The organism is Kordiimonas marina (genome assembly GCF_023006325.1).
Taxonomy (GTDB): domain Bacteria; phylum Pseudomonadota; class Alphaproteobacteria; order Sphingomonadales; family Kordiimonadaceae; genus Kordiimonas; species Kordiimonas marina.
Window position 1 is genome coordinate 67,079 of record NZ_JAINDF010000004.1, and the last position, 19,821, is coordinate 86,899.

Annotated in this window: 25 protein-coding genes, 1 tRNA gene and 1 pseudogene; 10 read left to right on the forward strand and 17 right to left on the reverse strand. The window is 59.3% G+C overall.

The window, feature by feature from the left end; translation table 11 throughout:
- Positions 1–205 precede the first annotated feature (205 nt).
- The 12 genes from K6118_RS09665 to K6118_RS09720 all read right to left on the reverse strand — a co-directional run bounded on the left by K6118_RS09665 (position 206) and on the right by K6118_RS09720 (position 5,751).
- A complete protein-coding gene (locus K6118_RS09665; protein WP_247120145.1) occupies positions 206–739 on the reverse strand; it encodes a hypothetical protein in 534 nt (177 codons plus the stop codon).
- Positions 740–790: 51 nt separating this feature from the next.
- On the reverse strand, positions 791–1,054 hold the full coding sequence (locus K6118_RS09670; protein ID WP_247120146.1) for a RebB family R body protein: 264 nt from the start codon (positions 1,052–1,054) through the stop codon (positions 791–793).
- A gap of 51 nt (positions 1,055–1,105) precedes the next feature.
- Positions 1,106–1,432, reverse strand: a complete 327-nt coding sequence (locus tag K6118_RS09675; RefSeq protein WP_247120147.1) for a RebB family R body protein — start codon at positions 1,430–1,432, stop codon at positions 1,106–1,108.
- A gap of 108 nt (positions 1,433–1,540) precedes the next feature.
- A complete protein-coding gene (locus tag K6118_RS09680; RefSeq protein ID WP_247120148.1) occupies positions 1,541–1,774 on the reverse strand; it encodes a RebB family R body protein in 234 nt (77 codons plus the stop codon).
- A 50-nt stretch (positions 1,775–1,824) separates the two neighbouring features.
- Positions 1,825–2,157 carry a RebB family R body protein gene (locus tag K6118_RS09685; protein WP_247120149.1) on the reverse strand — a complete coding sequence of 111 codons (333 nt, stop codon included), beginning with the start codon at positions 2,155–2,157 and terminating at the stop codon, positions 1,825–1,827.
- Positions 2,158–2,251: 94 nt separating this feature from the next.
- Positions 2,252–2,494, reverse strand: coding sequence for a RebB family R body protein (locus K6118_RS09690; RefSeq protein WP_247120150.1), 243 nt, complete (start codon positions 2,492–2,494; stop codon positions 2,252–2,254).
- Between the two features lie 275 nt (positions 2,495–2,769).
- Positions 2,770–3,096, reverse strand: a complete 327-nt coding sequence (locus K6118_RS09695) for a RebB family R body protein (protein WP_247120151.1) — start codon at positions 3,094–3,096, stop codon at positions 2,770–2,772.
- A gap of 230 nt (positions 3,097–3,326) precedes the next feature.
- Positions 3,327–3,650: a RebB family R body protein gene (locus K6118_RS09700; protein WP_247120152.1), complete on the reverse strand. Its 324-nt coding sequence runs from the start codon at positions 3,648–3,650 to the stop codon at positions 3,327–3,329.
- Between the two features lie 189 nt (positions 3,651–3,839).
- Positions 3,840–4,169, reverse strand: a complete 330-nt coding sequence (locus K6118_RS09705; protein ID WP_247120153.1) for a RebB family R body protein — start codon at positions 4,167–4,169, stop codon at positions 3,840–3,842.
- A 186-nt stretch (positions 4,170–4,355) separates the two neighbouring features.
- The gene (locus tag K6118_RS09710; protein WP_247120154.1) at positions 4,356–4,682 is read right to left on the reverse strand and encodes a RebB family R body protein; all 327 of its coding nucleotides are present in this window, start codon (positions 4,680–4,682) and stop codon (positions 4,356–4,358) included.
- 330 nt (positions 4,683–5,012) lie between these two features.
- Positions 5,013–5,336, reverse strand: a complete 324-nt coding sequence (locus K6118_RS09715; protein ID WP_247120155.1) for a RebB family R body protein — start codon at positions 5,334–5,336, stop codon at positions 5,013–5,015.
- A gap of 154 nt (positions 5,337–5,490) precedes the next feature.
- Positions 5,491–5,751: a RebB family R body protein gene (locus K6118_RS09720; protein ID WP_247120156.1), complete on the reverse strand. Its 261-nt coding sequence runs from the start codon at positions 5,749–5,751 to the stop codon at positions 5,491–5,493.
- Between the two features lie 139 nt (positions 5,752–5,890).
- Here K6118_RS09720 and K6118_RS09725 point away from each other — a divergent pair, with 139 nt between their 5' ends.
- Complete coding sequence (locus K6118_RS09725; protein WP_247120157.1) at positions 5,891–6,160, forward strand: hypothetical protein; 270 nt, start codon at positions 5,891–5,893, stop codon at positions 6,158–6,160.
- On the opposite strand, the gene K6118_RS09730 is transcribed toward K6118_RS09725, so the two are convergent.
- A complete protein-coding gene (locus tag K6118_RS09730) occupies positions 6,157–7,230 on the reverse strand; it encodes a deoxyribonuclease II family protein (RefSeq protein ID WP_247120158.1) in 1,074 nt (357 codons plus the stop codon). The two genes, K6118_RS09725 and K6118_RS09730, sit on opposite strands and share 4 nt — an antisense overlap.
- A gap of 187 nt (positions 7,231–7,417) precedes the next feature.
- On the opposite strand from K6118_RS09730, the gene K6118_RS09735 reads away from it, so the two are divergent.
- From K6118_RS09735 to K6118_RS09745, 3 genes are all read left to right on the forward strand, one after another.
- Positions 7,418–8,194: a hypothetical protein gene (locus tag K6118_RS09735; protein WP_247120159.1), complete on the forward strand. Its 777-nt coding sequence runs from the start codon at positions 7,418–7,420 to the stop codon at positions 8,192–8,194.
- Positions 8,195–8,371: 177 nt separating this feature from the next.
- A complete protein-coding gene (locus tag K6118_RS09740; protein ID WP_247120160.1) occupies positions 8,372–9,190 on the forward strand; it encodes a hypothetical protein in 819 nt (272 codons plus the stop codon).
- A gap of 73 nt (positions 9,191–9,263) precedes the next feature.
- Entirely contained in the window at positions 9,264–9,656 is a 393-nt protein-coding gene (locus K6118_RS09745; RefSeq protein ID WP_247120161.1) for a hypothetical protein, read from the forward strand.
- Positions 9,657–9,698: 42 nt separating this feature from the next.
- Here the strand turns inward: K6118_RS09745 and K6118_RS09750 are convergent, their stop codons facing one another.
- The gene (locus K6118_RS09750) at positions 9,699–10,157 is read right to left on the reverse strand and encodes a VOC family protein (protein WP_247120162.1); all 459 of its coding nucleotides are present in this window, start codon (positions 10,155–10,157) and stop codon (positions 9,699–9,701) included.
- A gap of 241 nt (positions 10,158–10,398) precedes the next feature.
- Between K6118_RS09750 and K6118_RS09755 the strand changes: the two genes are divergently transcribed.
- The gene (locus K6118_RS09755) at positions 10,399–10,689 is read left to right on the forward strand and encodes a hypothetical protein (RefSeq protein ID WP_247120163.1); all 291 of its coding nucleotides are present in this window, start codon (positions 10,399–10,401) and stop codon (positions 10,687–10,689) included.
- A gap of 97 nt (positions 10,690–10,786) precedes the next feature.
- Here K6118_RS09755 and K6118_RS09760 read toward each other — a convergent pair whose 3' ends face one another.
- Positions 10,787–11,419 carry a 2OG-Fe(II) oxygenase gene (locus K6118_RS09760; RefSeq protein WP_247120164.1) on the reverse strand — a complete coding sequence of 211 codons (633 nt, stop codon included), beginning with the start codon at positions 11,417–11,419 and terminating at the stop codon, positions 10,787–10,789.
- A 344-nt stretch (positions 11,420–11,763) separates the two neighbouring features.
- Between K6118_RS09760 and K6118_RS09765 the strand changes: the two genes are divergently transcribed.
- Positions 11,764–11,839, forward strand: a tRNA-Thr gene (locus tag K6118_RS09765).
- A 104-nt stretch (positions 11,840–11,943) separates the two neighbouring features.
- Here the strand turns inward: K6118_RS09765 and K6118_RS09770 are convergent.
- A complete protein-coding gene (locus tag K6118_RS09770; protein ID WP_247120165.1) occupies positions 11,944–12,177 on the reverse strand; it encodes a hypothetical protein in 234 nt (77 codons plus the stop codon).
- A 479-nt stretch (positions 12,178–12,656) separates the two neighbouring features.
- On the opposite strand from K6118_RS09770, the gene K6118_RS09775 reads away from it, so the two are divergent.
- The 4 genes from K6118_RS09775 (at position 12,657) to K6118_RS09790 (ending at position 16,101) form a co-directional block, all read left to right on the forward strand.
- Positions 12,657–13,487 carry a class I SAM-dependent methyltransferase gene (locus K6118_RS09775; RefSeq protein ID WP_247120166.1) on the forward strand — a complete coding sequence of 277 codons (831 nt, stop codon included), beginning with the start codon at positions 12,657–12,659 and terminating at the stop codon, positions 13,485–13,487.
- Between the two features lie 304 nt (positions 13,488–13,791).
- Positions 13,792–14,388, forward strand: a complete 597-nt coding sequence (locus K6118_RS09780; RefSeq protein ID WP_247120167.1) for an ATP-dependent Clp protease proteolytic subunit — start codon at positions 13,792–13,794, stop codon at positions 14,386–14,388.
- 246 nt (positions 14,389–14,634) lie between these two features.
- Positions 14,635–15,162: a PAS domain-containing protein gene (locus K6118_RS09785; protein WP_247120168.1), complete on the forward strand. Its 528-nt coding sequence runs from the start codon at positions 14,635–14,637 to the stop codon at positions 15,160–15,162.
- Positions 15,163–15,177: 15 nt separating this feature from the next.
- Complete coding sequence (locus tag K6118_RS09790) at positions 15,178–16,101, forward strand: MBL fold metallo-hydrolase (RefSeq protein WP_247120169.1); 924 nt, start codon at positions 15,178–15,180, stop codon at positions 16,099–16,101.
- A gap of 10 nt (positions 16,102–16,111) precedes the next feature.
- On the opposite strand, the pseudogene metH reads toward K6118_RS09790, so the two are convergent.
- Positions 16,112–19,818, reverse strand: a pseudogene (gene metH / locus K6118_RS09795) (methionine synthase).
- Between the last annotated feature and the right edge of the window lie 3 nt (positions 19,819–19,821).

A 19,821-nucleotide genomic window follows, 5' to 3' on the forward strand; every position in this document is an offset into this window, starting at 1 on the left:
GGCTCAGGGAGGCTTTGTGAACTTTTGCGTGTATAATGTGTATTATTACGAATATTTTAAGCTGTGCCTACACTATATATTGGTGTATTTCGCCTTAAAAATTGTAACCCTGCGTGAGAATGCAAATGAGCGCGCCGATTGCCGAAGCAACGGGCGCGCCCTCACATGAAATACGCTGGATTGGCTGGAATGCCCCGCAGCAGGCTTAGGAGCCGGACGGAAATTCGCTGACGACCGTGCCGGCGGATTTGCCCACGGCATCGAAGTTTTGCTGCGCCGAGGTTACCGCCTTGGTCGCGGCCTCGATAATATCGGTGTAGGGCGACGTGGTTTCCTTGGCGATCATCAGCTGCAGGCACACACCCGTTGCCGTCGAGGCCATAGTCATCACGTTCCTGAGATAGTCGGTGGCATCCTGGACCGAGAAGGCGGCGGCCTGCGCCACCTTCTGGTAGGCGACAGCGGCGCCCTCCTTGCCTGATGCGCCAAGAACGGTCTGGTTGGTGGTCTGAACCGCCTCGACGATCTGCTGGTTCAGCGCCATCGGCACGGAACCGCCACTCCCGGCGCTGCCGCCGGAATCACCGCCTGAACCGCTGCCAGAGCTACTGCCAGAGCTACTGCCGGAGCTGCCCCCAGAACTGCCAGAGCCGCCCGAACTGCTGCTTGCGGCGTCTGCCGCCTTGGCGGCGTCTGCGCTTGTGTCGTCGTCGTTCGACGTCGTGTTCTCGTCACTCATGTCTCAGGTCCTTTGCCGTACGGATTGTCGGCCCACCGCTGAACCGAATGATTACGAAGTGGAGCTGCCACCACCTCCCATGCCACCGCCGGAGGCTTCCAGGATCATCCTGACCGCACTGGAGGTGACGGCGTTGCCGATCTGCTGCAAGCCGCCCTGGGCCTGCATGGCATTCTGCATCGACAAGCTGATCGAATGGGCGACGGTTTGATAAACAAGGCCCATTGCCTGGGCCGGTGCCTCCGCCACCACCTTGACGTTGGTCTGGGTGACCGCGTCGGTTATTTGTGAGTTTACGGGTGTATTGTCTGCCATGGTTTTACGCCTGTCTTGCGCCTAGTCTTGGCTATTTCCGTTGAACGCTATTTACAGTTGCTTGAGCGCCGCAAGCGCGACCAAAAGCGTGAGTAGTGTTGATGTTTCGTTACTCCGGCCCACTTTGGCAGTCGCCGTAGCGCCGGCCATCGAGTTGACACTGTAGATCTGCATCACACCGAGGTTGGTCGCAGCCTGGCCGGCGATTGACGCCCGCTGTTGGGCCTGGACCGAATTCTGGAACATGATGCCCGCCGAATGGGCCATGCTCTGATATATGAAGCTCGACGCCATCGCCGGTGCCATACCGAGCACCTGAAGGTTGCTCTGTGTCACCGCATCGGTGATCTGGCTATTGACTGAAGTTGGTATTGCCATCCTATTCGTCTCGCTTCAGTGGGCGGCTCTGACACACGCCCTAAACCTGCTCTATCGCTAATGACGGCTGGAACGCCGCTTTGTGAACAACCCCTTGTCAACTCGCCTTTATCCGCTCGCGCCGGCCTTGATAATCATGGTGCAGACCGAGGAGGTGGACGCGTTGGCGACCTGCTGCATCCCACCCTGCGTGGTCATGGCGTTTTCAAGCGCCAGGCTGACCGAGTTGGAGTAGGACTGGTAGGTAAGGCCCACAGCTTCCGCCGGGCTTTCCCCAAGCACTTTGACGTTTGTCTGCGTCACCGCATCGGTGACTTGAGAATTCACGGTTGCCGTTGGCATTATGCTTCCCTTTCCTTCCGCCCTTCAGGGCCTGCCCCATATCGCGCGGTTCAGCTTGTCGCCAAAGTCTGGTCGAGATCGCTGAGCTTTTCATTGAGCACGGTCGACAGCGTCCCGAGCGCCGACGCAAGCTTCTCGTCGCGCAGGGACTGGCCGCTGTTCCCACTAGGCGCATACAGCTGCATGATGCCTTCGGTCATCGCCGCGTTGCTCGAAAGCGCGAGTTGCTGCTGGTTCGAGATCATATTCGCGAATAAAACGCCCTGAGCCTGGGCCAGGGACATGGCGGACTGGACGATCGCCATCGAAGGCCCGGCCCCCAACACCGTGAGGTTTGTCTGGGTCAGTCCGTCGGTTACTTGTGAATTGACGTCAATAGACATGGCCATGGCCCCTTTTTGTGTTGCTTGTCACTCTCTGGACGCCCCTTTGGGCTCGTTCCTGGCGGTCGGCTGTCCCGCCACAGGCTTTTTTGGCCTAGCTCTTTTTGGTCAGGCCGAAAATGCGCGCCGTACTGGCAAGCGATGCCGCAAGGCCGGCTGCCGACTGGCGCTGCTGATCGCCGATCATGTTGGCGAACAGAATGCCTTGCGCCTGGGTCTGGGCAAAAATGCTCTGATCGAATGCCAGTGCCGGCCCGGAACCAAGCGTGGTGACATTGGTTTGGGTCACCGCATCGGTTGCCTGTTCGTCAACAGTATCGAGATTGATATCTTCCATGTCTTTTCTCCCGGGAGGACTGCCTCCCCATACCGGCCGCACCATCGGGCGGAACCGGCCCCTTTACCGACCGGCCATCCTGCGTTCCGCCGGTTTGGCTCAGGTCTTTGTCGTCTAACGCTCGGCACAAAGCCTTTGTGAAACGACAGGCGATATTTTCCGAAAAAAGCCCCGTGCCCGCCCAAAAGACACGGCCCGCCCCACCGGTTTCCGCCTCTGGGGAACGGAAACCCATGGACCGGGCCGGGGTGCGTGCCCGAAGGCGAGCTGCGGCATCAGTAGCCGCGGGATGCCTTCAGTGCCGACATGTTGGCCATCATGGTACTCGGCGTGTCGCTGGCGGCGATCTTGGAGGTGGCCGCCGCACTGGCCATGGTGTTGACGGTATAGATCTGGATCACGCCTTCGTTCGTCGCCGTCTGCCCCGCAATCGCAAGCTGCTGCTGCGCGCCGACCGCGTTTTCGAACATGAGGCCAGTCGAATGTCCGAGCGATTGGTAGATCGCACCGAGGCCCACGGCCGGCGAATTGCCGAGTACCGCAACATTTGACTGGGAAACGGAATCCGTAATCTGGCCATTGACCGGTGTATTGTCTGCCATGCTTTATCTCCTTAACCCCGCGGGTGGGGGGATGTGTTAATCGCGATGCGGCACAGCCTTCAGGGGCCAGAACACGCATACTTAAAAGACGAGAGACCACCAGGGATTGTGAAGCCGAAGCCGCACATTAAGACGATATATAATTCAGTAATATCAATGTGTTAAATAGAAACCCGCCGTCGCGATGGGGTGCGACGACGGGCTGGTCCTGAAAGCCGGGATGGCTAGGCTCAGGACGCGGTGGCCTTGAGGGCCGTCAGAAGCGACAGCATGGTATCCGGCGTGTCGCTCTGCGCGATCTTCGAGGTCGCAACCGCACCTGCCATGGTGTCGATGCTGTAGATCTGGATCACGCCCTGGTTGGTGGCTGCCTGTGCGGCGATACCGAGCTGCTGCTGGGCCCCTACGGCATTTTCATAAAGAATGCCGGTGGAGTGTGCGAGCGACTGGTAAAGAGCGCCCATTGCCATGGCCGGCGCGTCGCCCAGTACCTTGACGTTGGCCTGGGTAACGGCATCGGTGATCTGGCCGTTTACGGGAGTAGGGATTGCCATAATGATCTCTCCTTAGGAACTGCGGATGTGTGAGCCTGGCGGGCTCGGGTGGGTGGACTGAGGAAACTGATATCGGGGGCTTGTGGCCCCGACCTTGTCGGTGGCCGGGCCTTTCAGCAGGGACAGGACATCTGGTCCACGGCATCGTGGGCCTTCCTGGCCTTGCTGAAGAAACCCGCATCACCTGCCTTAGGACACGCCCTGCGTGGCCTTGAGGGCTGTCAGAAGCGACAGCATCGTGCTCGGTGTATCGCTCTGCGCGATCTTCGACGTCGCAACGCCGGTTGCCATCGTGTCGATGCTATAGATCTGGATGACGCCCTGGTTGGTTGCGGCCTGGGCAGCGATACCGAGCTGCTGCTGGGCCCCTACGGCATTTTCATAGAGAATACCGGTGGAATGCGCCAACGACTGGTACAGGGCCCCCATGGCCATAGCCGGAGCATCCCCGAGGACCTTAACATTGGCTTGTGTCACTGAATCCGTGATCTGGTCATTCACGGGTGTCGGATATGCCATGATTGTCTCTCCTTTGGAAATCTGACCTCACTTGAGCCTGCGTTGCCGGCTTTAGCCGTCATCTTCCGCTCTCTTTACTGACGCCTGTCCGCAGCTTTTGTGATGGACGGGCAGGCATTTTTTCTGTCTTTTCCCCGGTTTTTATTCGCGCCAATGCGCCGAATTTTCACCATTGGGAACAAAGCCTTAGAAAGACTGCGTCGCCTTGAGCGCAGACATCATCGACATCATGGTGTCCGGCGTGTCGCTTTGCGCGATTTTGGATGCCGCGGTCGCACCGGCCATGGTGTTGAAGCTATAGACCTGGATCACACCCTGGTTCGTGGCCGCCTGGCCCGCGATCGCCAGCTGCTGCTGGTTGCCGACTGCGTTTTCGAACATCAGGCCGATTGAATGGCCAAGCGATTGATAGGTTGCGCTCATGCCCATGGCGGGCGCATTGCCGAGCACTTCCACGTTGGACTGGGTGACGGAGTCAGTGATCTGACCGTTCACGGCGGTTGGAACTGCCATCGTAGCTCTCCTTGCTGAGTTTGCCTTGAGACCGGGACCGGCGCCCGCACCGGGGCCGATATCGTCTCAGGCTAATGACGGGTGGCAGCAGGGTTTGTGAGGGAAAAGTGGGAATTTAAGCGGGAAAATCAGCCCTTCAGGGGACCCGGAAACCAGATTTTGCATGGCGTGGTTTCAGCGCCTACCCAGCCCCAGCTTCTGGGCATGAAAAAACCGCCACCCTCTTCTCGAAGGTGTCGGCTGTCTTCGGGTCTGTCGCAGGCGCTTCTTGGCTCCGTTCTTTCCCCGCGTGAGGCGAGGAAAGAATGGAACGAAAGGCCGATACAGGCTTTAGGTCTGGGTTGCCTTGAGGGCCGTCAGAAGCGACAGCATCGTGCTCGGCGTATCGCTTTGCGCGATCTTCGAGGTCGCCACGGCGTCCGCCATGCTGTCGATGCTGTAGATTTGAATGACGCCCTGGTTGGTCGCGGCCTGCGCCGCAATAGCGAGCTGCTGCTGCGCCCCAACCGCATTTTCATAGAGAATGCCGGTGGAGTGCGCCAGAGACTGGTAGATAGCCCCCATCGCCATCGCGGGGGCGTCACCCAGCACCTTGACATTGGCCTGGGTCACTGAATCCGTGATCTGACCGTTGACGGGTGTCGGAATAGCCATGTCATTTCTCCTTTGAGGTAGCTGCTTCCTGAGCCTGCGCCGCCTGCCTGAAGTGTCGTCGTGCCACGCACCGCTCAGTCCTCCAACGGAAACACCGGGCGACTTGTGAACCAGCAAAGCCGCCCAACCTCATTTTTCCCGCCTTAATATAGGCTTAGGGATGCACCGCGGACGCCATCAGGGCCACCGCCCGCGCGGTTGCCGCCGCCGAAAGGGCATAAATCTGGGTCACGCCATTGGTGATGCTGGCACCAGCCGCCTTGTTGAGATCGCTTTGGAAAGAGGCGCTGTTCTGCACCACTGTCCCTGCCGATTTCAGCCAAGTCTGATAATAGTCATTCATCGCCTCAGCCGGCCCTGGTTCAGGCCCGCTTTCAGAAGCTGGCGCCGCACTGGCTGTTTGGTCCTCAGTCATAATCGCTCTCCTTTATATATGTAAAATACACTTATAACACGATTTAACATCAAGGGGCGGGGGAAATGGCATCGCTTCCCAAACCGGGCAACCAAACCGTTATGCCTGCACATGACCAAACACAGGAAGGAGACGGAGCATGGCAGACAGCAGCTCAGGCGGGGGCGATATCGTTAAACAGATGCAAGACGCCATAGCGGCGCGTCAGGCGGTTGAACTGGCGATCCAGAAAGGCCTGGCGAGTTTCGTCACCACCGCGGAAGGCGAAATTGAAAAGCTGATCAAGGCCAACACGCTGGGGCCGGATGTCTCGGCGGATATGCTGAAATTGCAGCAAACCGCCATCAACATGACAATCAAGGCCATCGAGACCGGCCCGCTCGGCTACCTGAAATCAGGTGACAGCTAGGCCGTGCCTGACGAAGGCAGCGTATCGATCGACGCCAGGTCTTGCCACAGGCGCTGCTCCTGAAAGCATAGCGCGCCACCCCCGCGCCTTTCCTGCGACACTTGCCGGTTAAGGTCCGCCACACAGACCCAGGATGGATCGTTGGAGACCGCCCATTTGGCATGATCGCGGGTATAGGGCCAGGCGAGATCCAGCCCAAGCGCGGCCAGGTCCACCCCCGACATATCGGCGACATCCAGCCCTGCCCGGCTGTCTTCATCGGACGGTACGGCACCCCGGCGCCAGCTTTCGATATCCAGGTCAACCCCGAGGGTCGGGCCAACCAGGTCGGTCCAGAAATCCCGCCCCCACCGCCTGTCCTTGGCGATGCAGGTGAAGGACTTTCCCGCCGCTGATGTGAACTGGATCTTCCCGCTTGCCGGGGCTTCGTCCGGCTCTTCGCCATGGCATAAGCCGTATACGTCATCCGTTATGGACACCGTTGCAGGCAGATTGAAGCCATAGATCTGCGGGACATGATACTGGCGCATCATGCCGGCGATATCATTGAGGGTCCCATAGTCGGAGAAGCTCACACACAGGAAGGTCTGGCCATAGATCTTTTCGTCAGCCGGAAAGCCTGCATGACCCGCAACAGGGAAACGCGGTGTCGAATGCAGAAGCCAGAACCCGCTCCCCGCAGCCATATCGAAGGCGACCACGCCTTTGGTGTGGCCCTTGTCCTCGTCATTGTGGGATGTGCCCGGGATTTCATCGTTATAGATATACCAGCATAGGGAGCTGTCCTCCGCCCCGGCATTGCCGCCTGCCCCGGCCCCTGCGGCACTGGCAAGCTGGCCCAGCGTGCGCGCAAGGGCGTCATCGCCTCCACTCAGCCGGTTCGGGGAGAGCCTGAGCCCGTCTTCCGAGCCAGGGTCGTAATAGAGATAATCATAACCGCCACCGGAGGCCGCGCCCTCGCTTTCAGTCTCCGTATCCCCCTTTCGCACCTCGGTCGCGTGGGGCAGCTTATAGATAAACCACCAATCCACTGCCGACCCGTCCAGGTCACTCAAGGGTGTAAGCGTCATGGTTTCCTCCCATGTCTGACCCAAGCCAGACGGGAGGGCATAAAATTCGTGAAAAAAATTCTCCGCGCAGGTTCACAAGTCTGCCCCCTCCCCCGTTACACGGATATCGCGTCAGAGAGCAGACTGCCCCGGCCGGCTTCGGCTGGCAGGAAAGTTCCTATGCACCCCCGAAAGCAGGACAATGGCCATGAGCACCAACGCAACAGCCCTCCAGATAGATGACGACCTCAGCGACGCAGCGGATATGGACGCTGTCGAAGGTCTGGAAGCCGAAGCCGCGGGTGTCGAAGACGAAGCCTATGCGACCGAACAGGAAGCTCTGGCCTTCGAGGCCCTGTATCTGGTGGCTGAAGGGGACGAAACAGGCGACGAAGAGACTGATCACGATGACGCGCAAGACCTTGAGGCGCTCAATGCCGAAGGCCTGGCCACCGAACGCGAAGCGCTGGGCATGGAAGAGGCCCAGGAAGCCGACGAAGAGACTGGTGACGATTATACGCTAGACCCGGAGGCGCTCAATGCCGAAGGCCTCGCCACCGAACGCGAAGCGCTGGGCATGGAAGAAGCACAGGAAGCCGACGATGAGGCCGGTGATGATGAGGTCAGTGACGATGAGGCCGGTGACGAGACAGGCTTCAGCGCAGAGGCATATACCGCAATGGCGGATTATACGACCGCCGAAGCCAAGGCCGCAGAGAAAGAGGCAACAGCGCTTGAGCTTGATGCCCTGGATGCGGAACTCGAACAACAGCGGGCAAGCGAAGCCCTGAAAGAAGCCGTTGAAACATTCGTGGAGGCAGAAGATGAGAAGGCCGAAGAGGTTGACGAAACACAGGATGCCGACGCCGTCCAGCCAGCAGACCTGGAACCGGACACTGACGCTGGTGAAGATGGTGGCGCTAGCGCGGATGCTGACACCGAAGAAACAGCCAAGCCCCGCCGCCCAAGCCGCCGCAAATCCTGACACGCCGTTTACCGAACACTTCGGGGCTGACGGCGACCACGCCGCATCTTCAGAAGCCCAGCGTGTCGAAGCATCCGCTTATGGGCATCAGACGGATGACAATGTCGTGCCGGAAACGGTTACCCCCGCCGTTTCGGCATCCCCCTCCACGGAACTTCCTGGCGGAGTATCCTGGTAATGACCGACGATCATAACGCCGACACCGTTCAAGGAACTGCGCCCGGCCCGGAGGCCACGGCTCAGCCGGGCACCGCTGAAGGTCAACCCCATACGGGCGCGCCCCTTTCCCGGGAAGAACAGGCCGCCCTGGCGGCCCAGGCGCAGGCTGGCTACGGCAACACCACCACGCAGCGCGCCGTCAATATCATCGAAGCGGCAGCCCTGCAGCGCGAGGCAATCTCCCGCGCCTTCGAAGCACAGAAAACCGCAATGCAGGATGCTGTCGCAGCCCAGCGTGCCGCCGCAATGCAGCAGCTTGCTGAAGCGCGCAAGCAATATAGCGCGCAACAAGCCCAAAGCCGGATGACCGAAGCCCAGGCGGCAACCTCGACCCTGGCCTCGGTTACGCGTGAGGCCCTGAAACCCGAAGGCAAGGCCGACACCGGGGATGCCGGCAATGCGGCCCCTACCGACGCCGCCACGTCATCTGCCCAACCTCAGGCCCAGTCCCCACATGACCCCGAGCTCAAAAGTTCGATAGACCAGATCAACAGCATGTCCGGCGACCCGCTATCGGCCGCGACGGGCGCGATGGCTGGGCAATCGTCCATGGTGCAGGAATTTGTCGAAACCATCCGGGGCATCATCCTTGAGGAAGTCGACACCCGGATGAAAACGCTGATGGCCAACCAGCCGTCCGTCCCATCCCCCGCCGGGCAGACCCCGCCCCCGACACCAGCCCCTAAGGCTGGAGCGAAGAAGGCGGCAGCCCCGAAAGGCGCTTCAGCCAAATCGGCCCCTGGAAAGACCGACAAACCTAAAAGCGGCAAATCCTAAAAGGCATTGAGCATTTCACAAACAGCCCTCCCATCCGTCCCTTTTATTCGTGGCGTGAAAAGGGAGGAAGACGATGCCTGACCATGAAAGCGTTTTACCGATTGCCGAAACCGTTCTCACCGATCTGGTGCCGGTCGCACGGGAGATCCGCAGCCGACCGGATTTCGACCACAAGCTCAGACCCGCCGTCTACAGCCTCAATAAATATGGCCAGACACTGCTTCTTTTCTGTTCCGCACAGGAACCGTCCAGCGAGCTGACGCGCGCGCTTTATGCCGATGGCCGCACCACGATCCTGCCGCTGATCGACACACTGATGGATGACAAGGAAGACGATGAAGCAATGCCCTGTTGCCTGTTCAGCGGCCGCGCCTGCCTGGCCAAGCTGCATCATGACATGGAAACGCTGGTTGCAGTGATCGGCTGCGGTCTGCTGCGCGACAGCCAGACCATGGGGCACGCCTGAGACTGAGGGAGGCAAGCCTCCCTTCGCAGGCTTACCCCCAGCCTATTGCGGGTCGCGGATGCGTTCGCTGATCCACCACATATGGCCTTCAGGATCGAGCGCGCCGTAGCTTTTATCGGCCCAGTAATCGGCGCCATAGTCATGGATCGCGGGCTCAGCCACGATCGTGGCACCTGCGGCCCGTGCCCGCGCGCAGTGGCTTTCCGCATCATCGACATAGATCATCATATTCTGGGTATTCACGCCTGCGGTTTTCGGGCTCGCCATCTTGACACCGAACCTGCCTTCGGGCTCCAGCCGTTCGGTCGCCACCATGATCACGCCGCTGCCGTAGGTCAGCTCGCTATGCTGGATGCTGCCCTTTTCGCCCTCCACCTTCAGCCTGAGCTCGAACCCGAACGCTTCAACGAGCCAGTCAATCATGCCGGCGGCATCCTTGTAATAAAGCGATGACGAGATTCGCGGCCAGCCTGCCGGTGTCGATGTCGGTGTCGGTTCCATGCGGCGTCTCCCCTTTACGTTAGTCGGCACCGCCTTCAATGGCGGCGATATCGCCCTATTGGCAACGCTTATCATATCATTTGAGGGCGCCAACAGCCACCGCCCCAGCCCCTTGGCAGCCATAGGATCGCATGCCGCTTATCCATCTATTTTCTTGATGTTAATATGTAATAATATTCGTTTGTCATTTTTATGAGTGCATGGCTTGATCGAGCGCGATCTAACTTTGGAGACCCCCACCATGAAACTAACCAAATGGCTTGGTGCCCTCACCCTGGTAGCACTTAGCTGGTCCGCCCATGCCGACGGCGGCCTGACCGTCATCAATGCCGATTCAAAAGCCTATGTCCTGGTCGTTGAAGATTCCCAGGAAAAGACATGGGAAGTGCAGGTTGATGCCAGCGCCACCGTCTCGAACATCTGCTCGAACTGCTATGTCTCGATCAAGGGTCAGGAAGACTTCGAATATGCCGACGCAACCACCGTCATCCGCATTGTCGAGGGCAAGCTGCAGGTCCAGGGACAGGAATAAGCCTGGCGCGACTGTCCTTTAAGGAAAGCCTATAAGGCGCGGGCGGGAACCCCAGGGTGACCCGCCCTTTTCTTTTGCGCCGGGGTGGCTTCCTGCTTCAGCGGAAGGCCGGGCCGTGCAGCCAGGCCACCAGCGAATAGCGCACACCGCTTTCGACCGGGCGCACGCGGTGCGGCATGAAGCTTGGGAAGGCGAGCCCCATGCCCGCCTCCGCCGGTAGCGTCTCGGGCGTACCGTCCGCGTTCAGCTCAAGCGCTCCACCTGTGTAGCTCTCCGGCGCGCTCAGCTGCACGATCAGGGTCAGCTTACGGCTGCGGGCGGTGCCATGGCCGCCGATATCCACGTGCCAGTGGTAAAAGTCCCCATCCGGGGCGTCCGCTGACGGCGCGTCATAGCGCAGGAGTTGATAGCCCTCCTCGAAGCCGTCGATCTCGAACGGAAAGGCTTCCCGGCAGGCCTTCGCCGCCAAGCCAGACAGGCGACCGGCCAGCCACGGCACATCGCGGTCATCGAACCACAAGCTGGAAGACGAGCGCACAGCGGACACGGCCACACCACCGGTCAGGCGGCTGCGACCAGCATCCCGGTCCTCGAACAAAGCAATCAGCGCCGCACATTCGGCATGGCTCAGGCATACGGGCAACACGAAAGGCGCCAGCGTGAGCGCTTGATCCGGCTCCCCGACCGTCAGGTCCGGCGCCGTCTGCACACTGAGCCCGTCCGGGGTCATCGCTTCACCGCCGGGCAAGCACGGAGGCCGTGAAGCCCCGCTATCGTCTGTATACCGCCTGCCATGATGTTCGTGTCTCCTCACCGCTTGCACGCAGCGGAAACCCTTCTATTGGCTGCCCCCGATTATTTGGAAAGCGAAGAAAAACGATTGTTGATATTTGAAATTCACATGGATTGGCCTGCAGCCCTGCAAAGGGAGCAAGAAGCCACAATCCCGGAACCATGAAGCGGTCCGCCCCTGTCTGGCCCCCACGTCCCTTCGGGCACTGATAGAGCTTGCACTCCAGTATTTTTATGATAGAAAACCGGCGACGGCATTTTGGCCGTCCCTGCCCTTTGCGTGCCGGCATAGCTCAGTTGGTAGAGCAGTTGATTTGTAATCATCAGGCCGCGGGTTCGACTCCTGCTGCCGGCACCACTTTTCCCGCCTCGTCGCCGTCCGCCGGTCCCGTCCATCAAATCAGAATATGCCGGGGTGTAAGATTATGCAGCGCCACACCCTCCAGGAAAATGCTGTTGCCGTCACCGAGGTCCAGAAGGACACCGGACTGCCCCTTCCGTCTGCGCGGTTGCGACCGCAACCACATCTGCGACACTCTCGAAACGGGTCGCGAGATAGCTGAAATTGAGGGTGCCCTCGTCGGCATTGAAATCGGTGATCGTGTCATGCCCCGAGACCTTGCCGAACTGGAACGTGTCGCTGGCGTCCCCTCCGGTCAGAGCGTCATTACCGGCAGTCCCGATCAGGTTCACCATCACCGACCTCCCAAAATATCTCAAAAAATTCATCTTTTGACGTCGGATCATAGCTACCCAAACGTGCATAAAGAAAACCACAAAGTGACCGCTGCCAAAGAGCAGATAGCCCTTTGATGGAGAACAGGGGTCACTTTCCGACACAGGCCACGTATAGCAGTTTATACAATAACACGTCCACTCCCTATAGTCGCCGATAATAACCTTGACTTGTCTGGTATTGCGGTATGACCGCAAGTCAAACAGGAGGCCAGAATGATAGATGAAGAAGAACGTGAAGAGGAAGAGACCAAGCCGTCCGTGCCGTATCTACCCAATGCCCTCGCCAAAATTGAATTCTTTAGAATTTGACTCTTCTCGCCCCGCTATCATAGTTTGAACAGAATTACGCGGTGCTCCTATGCTGCCTTGGAAGCAATTATCGGCCAACTAATAATGCGTCTTAAGACCGCTATATATTTTGGGACATTAGAGTTGAAATGAACACACCGGAAATTCAGAACGGAGCTGACAGGTCTTATCATTTGGATGACTCTGCCTTTAATCTGGAGGTCTCTAGTGGCCTGCAGCTTGGTGGCAAAATCTTGCCGAAATTCTTGAAAAGATTTGGGGTGGAAAAGGACGCCAAGATACTAGACGTCGGGTGTGGCACCGGCGCTGTTGTCGAAGGCCTGAGGCGCGCAGGCTACGACGCCAAAGGACTGGAGCCGGGCGGGCGTTACCAGCAAGCAATTTCCGATCAGGTCTTTCCCTGTTTCACCGCCGACTATCTGGAAAAGTTTCCTAACGAGAAGTTCGATGTTGTTATGTCATTCGGGGTGATCGAACATGTCGGCACTACGGACGGTCACAATATGCTCGCAGACGATTACGAACAGGTACGTGCCAAATTCTACACAGAAAGCATAGACCTGCTTCGCCCAGGTGGGCTTTTATTAGTATTCGGTCCAAACAAGCTATATCCGTTCGACCTCCAGCATGGTCCAGCCCAATATGGTGCTCTGTCTCGGATCAAGAAAGCCGTACCTAAGCTGTCCCGGCTGACGATACCTTGGCACGCAAAGAATTTTCTAGTTTCTTGGGATTCGGTTAACCGCCATGTAAAATGTATCGCCCAAACTCGAGGCTTAACCGTGACGGCTTTTTATCCGACACAGAAAGGGTTTGTGGTCGGTGGCAGTGTCAAGAATGCTGCCATATTGAAAGCCTTTCACGTCTATACTGGCGTCGCTGATATATTCCCCAAATTCCTTGGTCGCTTTCTGCATACGCATACGCTTTACGTGGCGAAATTTGGCGAGCCCAAATGACCTAAGGCATATATCGTAGTGCTAGATCCGTTTTGATTCGCACCTATAGACCGAAGAGCATTGATAGAATAATAGACGCTTCATAATTTTCAGTCTGTATGTCACAAGTGGCTCAGGCTTCTTCGTTACACTCCTAATCAAGAGGGTCATTTTGCCCTGCTGTATACCCCGTGATGCGTATCAGCACCCCCTTGCAGGCTGTGGCTCCATCAGCCTATAGTCCCTGCACGCACAAGGGCGCCCGGCGGCGTTAATGACAGCATCGCCAGCATCCCTGCCCAGCCACAGTTGACAGGAGATCAGCATGATGGACGAAGAAGAACGCGCAGAAGAAAAAAGCAAACCCGCTAGCGACCTGGTGGACGAGAAGCTTTTCGCCAACCGGACCGTGCTGATTTACGGCCAGATCAATGACAAGCTGGCCCGGACCGTCTGCGCCCAGCTTCTGGCGCTGGACAGCGAATCCAACGACCCGATCCGGGTGATCATCTCCTCGCCCGGCGGGCATGTGGAATCCGGGGATTCGATCCATGACATCATCCGCTTCATCCGCTCGGAAGTGACGATCATCGGCAGCGGCTGGGTGGCGAGCGCGGGCACGCACATCTATCTGGCGGTCCCGAAGGAACGCCGCCTCAGCCTGCCGAACACCCGCTTCCTCATCCACCAGCCGAGCGGCGCCGCTGGTGGACAGTCGACCGACATCGCGATCCAGGCTGAACAGATCATCCGGATGCGCGAACGCCTGGCCCAGCATATCGCCAAGGCCACCGGCCAGGATGTCGAGCGCGTCCGCAAGGATATCGACCGCGACTTCTGGCTCGATACCGAAGGCGCCATCGACTACGGCATCGTCGGCCGCGTCATCGAAACGATGGATGACCTGGACCGGAAAAAGTAACCTTATCCTGCCCTGTCGGCCTCGCCCCATGGGCGGGGCCGCCAGCATCCCCCTCCCATCCCCCGCCGACCGATAGTTTCAAACGCAACCTTCACCCCGCAATAATCTGAGGTGTTCGTGGTTTATTCGCCACACCCCGCAGAAAACAAGGGGTTTTCAACCGCGCTTTGGTTAAATTTGTATTAACACAGCACCCAAAGACACGTAAGCGCTCGCGCCTGTTTTGGTTGGTTGGAAATAGACATCGTGTTGCCAGGTGCCCGTATCATCAGCGACCTGCTCGGCCTCCATGGTGCGGACAATGCACCGGAGCGCCCAGCGTCGCGTCGCCCGTTCGACCCGAATGCCGTCACGCATCCGGTCCTGAAGGCCCTTCTGGACTTCTGGACCCTGAAGCGTGACGCACGGGGCGCCCTGCCCGGCCGCGCCGATATCAGCCCGTCCACGATCAAACCGCTCCTGCCGTATATCGCGCTTGCCGATGTCGAGGATGGTGGTAACAACTTCCGCTTCCGCCTGTTTGGCACCCGCATCGTCGAAGATTCCGGGATCGACCTCACCGGCCGCACCTGGCGCGACGAACCGGGGCACGACAAGGCCATCGAACGCTCGCGCCTCCTGGTCGAAAACCGGGAGCCTTATTATATGATCGACGTGTCCGCCAAATGGTCGCCTCGGACATACAAGTCCTATTCCACACTGGCCCTGCCGCTTGCCAAGGACGGCGTAAATGTGGATATGGTCCTATATGGGGTTGTGTTCGGCACCCCCTGAACGGAGGGGACCGACATGACCATACGCTGGCTTGCAATCATTCTTCTGACCATTACAGGCAGCCTATCCGCCCGGGCGGACAGTCCCACAACGTCTTCCATGAAGCTGGTCATGCTGGGAACCGGCACCCCGAACGCGGACCCGGACCGGTCAGGCCCCGCAGTCGCCATCGTCGCGGGCGGCAAGTCCTATCTGATCGACGCAGGCCCAGGCATCGTCCGGCGCGCGGCCGCCGCGGCCCGCAAGGGTATCCCCGAACTGAAGCCTGACCAGCTCCGGCTCGCCTTCCTCACCCACCTGCATTCAGACCATACCGTCGGCCTGCCCGACCTTATCTTCACGTCGTGGGTGCTGGAACGCCCTGTTCCGCTCATGCTTTATGGCCCGCACGGCACGAAACGGATGGCCAAGCACCTGGAAGCCGCCTATTCGGACGATGTGAACTTGCGCCTCCATGGCCTCGAACCCGCCAACCCGGAAGGCTATAAGGTCGATGTGCATGAGATTGTCAAGCCCGGCCTCATCTACAAGGACGGCACCATGACGGTGGAGGCAATTCCCGTGCTGCACGGCAGCTGGAAGGAAGCGTATGGCTACCGTTTCCGCGCCTACGGCAAGACCATCGTCCTGTCCGGCGACACACGGCCGTCAAACGCGCTGCTGGAAGCCGCAAAGGGCGCCGACATTCTGGTACATGAGGTCTATTCCGACGCCGGGTTCAAGCGCCGCTCCGCGGTATGGCAGCGGTACCATGCCAGCTTTCACACTTCGGCAAGCCAGCTTGCAGCGCTTGCGAACAAGGCCAAGCCGAAGCTCCTCGTCCTTTACCACCAGCTTTACTGGGGCACATCGGATCAGGATCTGGTCAAGGAAATCCACGCCGCCGGGTATGACGGCGTGGTAATCTCGGCGAAAGACCTGGACGTCTTCACACCCTAAAGACAGTGCCTCAGTCCGCGAGGTTGGGGCGGAGCCAGCGCTCAGCTTCCTCAACGCTGACGCCCCGGCGCTTGGCGTAATCCTCAAGCTGGTCACGGCCGATCTTGCCGACGCCGAAATAATGCGCGTCCGGATGGCCGAAATAGAAGCCTGAAACCGCTGCCGTCGGCACCATGGCGAAACTGTCGGTCAGCACAACGCCGGCGTTTTCGGTCGCGTCCAGCAGCTTGAAAAGCTCCGGCTTGGCGGAATGGTCCGGGCACGCCGGATAGCCGGGGGCAGGACGGATACCGCGGTAGCGTTCCTTGATAAGCTCCGCGTTCGTGAGCTTCTCATCCGGGGCATAAGCCCAGAATTCGGTGCGCACGCGCTCATGCAGGCGCTCGGCGAAGGCTTCGGCGAGGCGGTCGGCCAGGGCTTTCAGAAGAATGTCGTTATAGTCATCCTTCTCGGCCTTGAAGCGTTCCAGGTGCTTTTCGATGCCGTGGCCTGCGGTGACGGTAAAGCCACCGATCCAGTCCGGCTTGGTACCTTCCGGGGCGATAAAGTCGGCGAGGCAGTCATTGGCGCGGCCTTCGCGCTTCTCCACCTGCTGGCGCAGGAACGGGAAACGGGTCAGCTCGTCCGCCCGGTTGTCGCCGTCATAAAGCACCACATCGTCACCGTCTGCGTTCGCGGGCCAGAAGCCGACGACACCCTTGGCGGTCAGCCACTTTTCCGCGACGATGGTCTTGAGCATCTCCTGCGCGTCCTCGAACAGGCTGCGTGCGCTTGCGCCTACCACGTCATCCTCAAGGATTGCGGGGTATGTGCCCGCCAATTCCCACGTGCGGAAGAAAGGCGTCCAGTCGATACGCTCGATCAATTCCTCAAGTGGATAGTCTTCGAACACCTTGAGACCGGTGAAGGTGGGGCGCTCCGGCGTGTGGCTGGCAAAGTCCGGTGTCGCCTTGTTGGCGCGGGCCGCATCCAGGCTTACCAGCCGGTTCGCCTTCGGGTTGGCGAGGCGTTTCCGGAGGATTTCGTCATACGCAGCCTTGGTATCGGCGACGAATTTCTCCCGAAGCTCATCGGAGACCAGCGTGCTTGCCACCCCAACCGCGCGGGATGCGTCCAGCACGTGGGTCACGGGGCCAGAATATTCCGGCGCGATCTTGACCGCCGTATGCACACGGCTGGTGGTCGCGCCGCCGATCAGAAGCGGGGTTTTCATGCCCGTGCGTTCCATTTCAGCCGCCACCGTGACCATTTCATCCAGCGACGGGGTGATGAGGCCGGAAAGGCCGATCATGTCCGCCTCATGCTCATTCGCGGCTCTCAGGATGTCCGCCCACGGCACCATGACGCCGAGATCGATGACCTCGAAATTGTTACACTGCAACACGACGCCGACGATATTCTTGCCGATATCATGCACATCACCCTTCACGGTGGCCATGACGATCCGGCCCTTGGCCTTGGCGCCTTCTTCCTTCTCGGCCTCGATGAAAGGCTGGAGGTAGGCAACCGCCTGCTTCATCACGCGGGCGGACTTCACCACCTGCGGCAGGAACATTTCACCGGCGCCGAACAGGTCACCGACCACATTCATACCGTCCATCAGCGGGCCTTCGATCACCTGGATCGGCCGGGTGAACTGGTGGCGCGCCTCCTCGGCATCCATCTCGATATAGTCGTTGATGCCCTTGACAAGCGCATGTTCGATCCGCTTGGCGACGGGCTGCTCACGCCAGCTCAAGTCCTCTTTGCGCACCTGGCCTGCCTGGCCTTTATAATTGTCCGCAATCTCCAGCAGCCTGTCGGTCGCGTCATCACGGCGGTTGAGGATCACGTCCTCCACCCGTTCGCGAAGCTCAGGGTCGATATCCGAATAGACGGTCAGCTGCCCCGCGTTGACGATACCCATATCCATACCGGCCCTGATGGCATGGTAGAGGAACACGCTGTGCATGGCCTCTCGCACCGGATTGTTGCCGCGGAAGCTGAAGCTGATGTTGGACACACCGCCCGACACCTTGGCGTACGGCAGGTGCGCCTTGATAAGCCGCGTGGCTTCGATGAAATCGACACCGTAATTGTTATGTTCCTCGATCCCCGTGGCGACCGCGAAGATGTTGGGGTCGAAGATGATATCCTCAGGCGGGAACCCCACTTCGTTCACGAGGATATCGTAGCTTTTGGCGCAGATGTCATACTTCCTATGAACGCTGTCCGCCTGCCCCTTTTCATCGAACGCCATGACGACGACGGCGGCGCCGTAGCGCATGATCCGCCGTGCCTGTGCCTTGAAGGGCTCCACGCCCTCCTTCATGCTGATGGAGTTGACGACCGCCTTGCCCTGCACGCATTTGAGACCGGTTTCAATCACCGACCATTTGGAGCTGTCGATCATCACCGGCACGCGGGAAATATCCGGCTCAGCCGCGACCAGCTTCAGGAATTTCTCCATCGCGAACTCGGCGTCCAGCATGGCGTCATCGAAGTTGATGTCGATGATCTGGGCACCGCCTTCGACCTGCTGGCGCGCAACCGTGACCGCTTCGTCATAATTGTCCTCGAAGATCAGCTTCTTGAACTTGGCGGACCCGGCAACGTTGGTACGTTCGCCGATATTGATGAATTGAGCCGTAGCTTTACTCATGACCTATACTCTCACGCGGCGTTGATGATGGTGATGGGATCGATGCCGGAAAGGCGCATCGCGGGCGCAAAGCTTTTGACCTTGCGGGGGGCGACACCTTCAACCGCCTTCGCGATCGCGGCGATATGGTCGGGCGTGGTGCCGCAGCAGCCGCCAACGATATTGAGAAGCCCCTCTTCCGCCCATTCCTTGAGCTGGCGGGCCATGGTCTCAGGCGTTTCGTCGTACTCGCCCATCTCATTCGGGAGACCGGCGTTCGGGTATATGGCAACGCGTGTGTCCGCCACCGCCGAAAGCGCCACAGCGTGGGGGCGCAGCTTGTCAGCCCCGAACGCACAATTGAGGCCCACGGTGAAGGGCTTCGCGTGCCGGACAGAATACCAGAAGGCTTCCACCGTCTGACCGGAAAGGTTCCGGCCGGACATGTCGGTCACCGTGCAGGAAAGCATGACCGGCAGGGTCACGCCCAGCTTCTCGAACGCTTCCTGGGTCGCGAAAATCGCGGCCTTGGCATTCAGAGTATCGAACACGGTTTCGATCAGGATGATATCCACCCCGCCTTCGATCAGGCCTTCCACCTGCTCCTGATAGGCTTCGACCACCTCATCGAACGTTACCTCCCGGAAGCCGGGGTTATTGACGTCCGGCGAGATGGAAAGCGTCTTGTTGGTGGGGCCGATGGAGCCGGCCACGAACCGCGGTTTATCGGGCGTCTTGGCCGTCCATTCGTCTGCCACCCGGCGGGCAAGCTTGGCGCCTTCGATATTCAGCTCCCGCGCCATCGCCTGCATGTCATAGTCAGCCAGCGAGATTTTGGTGCTGTTGAAGGTGTTGGTCTCGAGAATATCGGCGCCCGCCTCCAGGAACGCGCTGTGGATATCGGCGATCACATCCGGCCGGGTGATGGTCAGGAGGTCGTTGTTGCCCTTGAGGTCGGTCGGCCAATCCTTGAAGCGCTCACCCCGGAAGTCAGCCTCCTGAAGCTTGCGCTTCTGGATCATGGTGCCCATGGCACCGTCCATCACCAGGATGCGCTTGTCGGCGATATCGGACAGCAGCTTGGTTTTGTTGGTCATGGC

Coding starts and splice junctions, on each gene's coding strand:
- K6118_RS09715 (WP_247120155.1), bottom strand. CDS start 5,336: ATGGCTATTCCGACACCCGTCAACGGTCAGATCACGGATTCAGTGACC.
- K6118_RS09745 (WP_247120161.1), top strand. CDS start 9,264: ATGCCTGACCATGAAAGCGTTTTACCGATTGCCGAAACCGTTCTCACC.
- K6118_RS09750 (WP_247120162.1), bottom strand. CDS start 10,157: ATGGAACCGACACCGACATCGACACCGGCAGGCTGGCCGCGAATCTCG.
- K6118_RS09685 (WP_247120149.1), bottom strand. CDS start 2,157: ATGTCTATTGACGTCAATTCACAAGTAACCGACGGACTGACCCAGACA.
- K6118_RS09690 (WP_247120150.1), bottom strand. CDS start 2,494: ATGGAAGATATCAATCTCGATACTGTTGACGAACAGGCAACCGATGCG.
- K6118_RS09720 (WP_247120156.1), bottom strand. CDS start 5,751: ATGACTGAGGACCAAACAGCCAGTGCGGCGCCAGCTTCTGAAAGCGGG.
- K6118_RS09775 (WP_247120166.1), top strand. CDS start 12,657: ATGAACACACCGGAAATTCAGAACGGAGCTGACAGGTCTTATCATTTG.
- K6118_RS09700 (WP_247120152.1), bottom strand. CDS start 3,650: ATGGCAATCCCTACTCCCGTAAACGGCCAGATCACCGATGCCGTTACC.
- K6118_RS09675 (WP_247120147.1), bottom strand. CDS start 1,432: ATGGCAATACCAACTTCAGTCAATAGCCAGATCACCGATGCGGTGACA.
- K6118_RS09695 (WP_247120151.1), bottom strand. CDS start 3,096: ATGGCAGACAATACACCGGTCAATGGCCAGATTACGGATTCCGTTTCC.
- K6118_RS09665 (WP_247120145.1), bottom strand. CDS start 739: ATGAGTGACGAGAACACGACGTCGAACGACGACGACACAAGCGCAGAC.
- K6118_RS09730 (WP_247120158.1), bottom strand. CDS start 7,230: ATGACGCTTACACCCTTGAGTGACCTGGACGGGTCGGCAGTGGATTGG.
- K6118_RS09725 (WP_247120157.1), top strand. CDS start 5,891: ATGGCAGACAGCAGCTCAGGCGGGGGCGATATCGTTAAACAGATGCAA.
- K6118_RS09670 (WP_247120146.1), bottom strand. CDS start 1,054: ATGGCAGACAATACACCCGTAAACTCACAAATAACCGACGCGGTCACC.
- K6118_RS09755 (WP_247120163.1), top strand. CDS start 10,399: ATGAAACTAACCAAATGGCTTGGTGCCCTCACCCTGGTAGCACTTAGC.
- K6118_RS09735 (WP_247120159.1), top strand. CDS start 7,418: ATGAGCACCAACGCAACAGCCCTCCAGATAGATGACGACCTCAGCGAC.
- K6118_RS09740 (WP_247120160.1), top strand. CDS start 8,372: ATGACCGACGATCATAACGCCGACACCGTTCAAGGAACTGCGCCCGGC.
- K6118_RS09780 (WP_247120167.1), top strand. CDS start 13,792: ATGATGGACGAAGAAGAACGCGCAGAAGAAAAAAGCAAACCCGCTAGC.
- K6118_RS09760 (WP_247120164.1), bottom strand. CDS start 11,419: ATGACCCCGGACGGGCTCAGTGTGCAGACGGCGCCGGACCTGACGGTC.
- K6118_RS09790 (WP_247120169.1), top strand. CDS start 15,178: ATGACCATACGCTGGCTTGCAATCATTCTTCTGACCATTACAGGCAGC.
- K6118_RS09770 (WP_247120165.1), bottom strand. CDS start 12,177: ATGGTGAACCTGATCGGGACTGCCGGTAATGACGCTCTGACCGGAGGG.
- K6118_RS09680 (WP_247120148.1), bottom strand. CDS start 1,774: ATGCCAACGGCAACCGTGAATTCTCAAGTCACCGATGCGGTGACGCAG.
- K6118_RS09710 (WP_247120154.1), bottom strand. CDS start 4,682: ATGGCAGTTCCAACCGCCGTGAACGGTCAGATCACTGACTCCGTCACC.
- K6118_RS09705 (WP_247120153.1), bottom strand. CDS start 4,169: ATGGCATATCCGACACCCGTGAATGACCAGATCACGGATTCAGTGACA.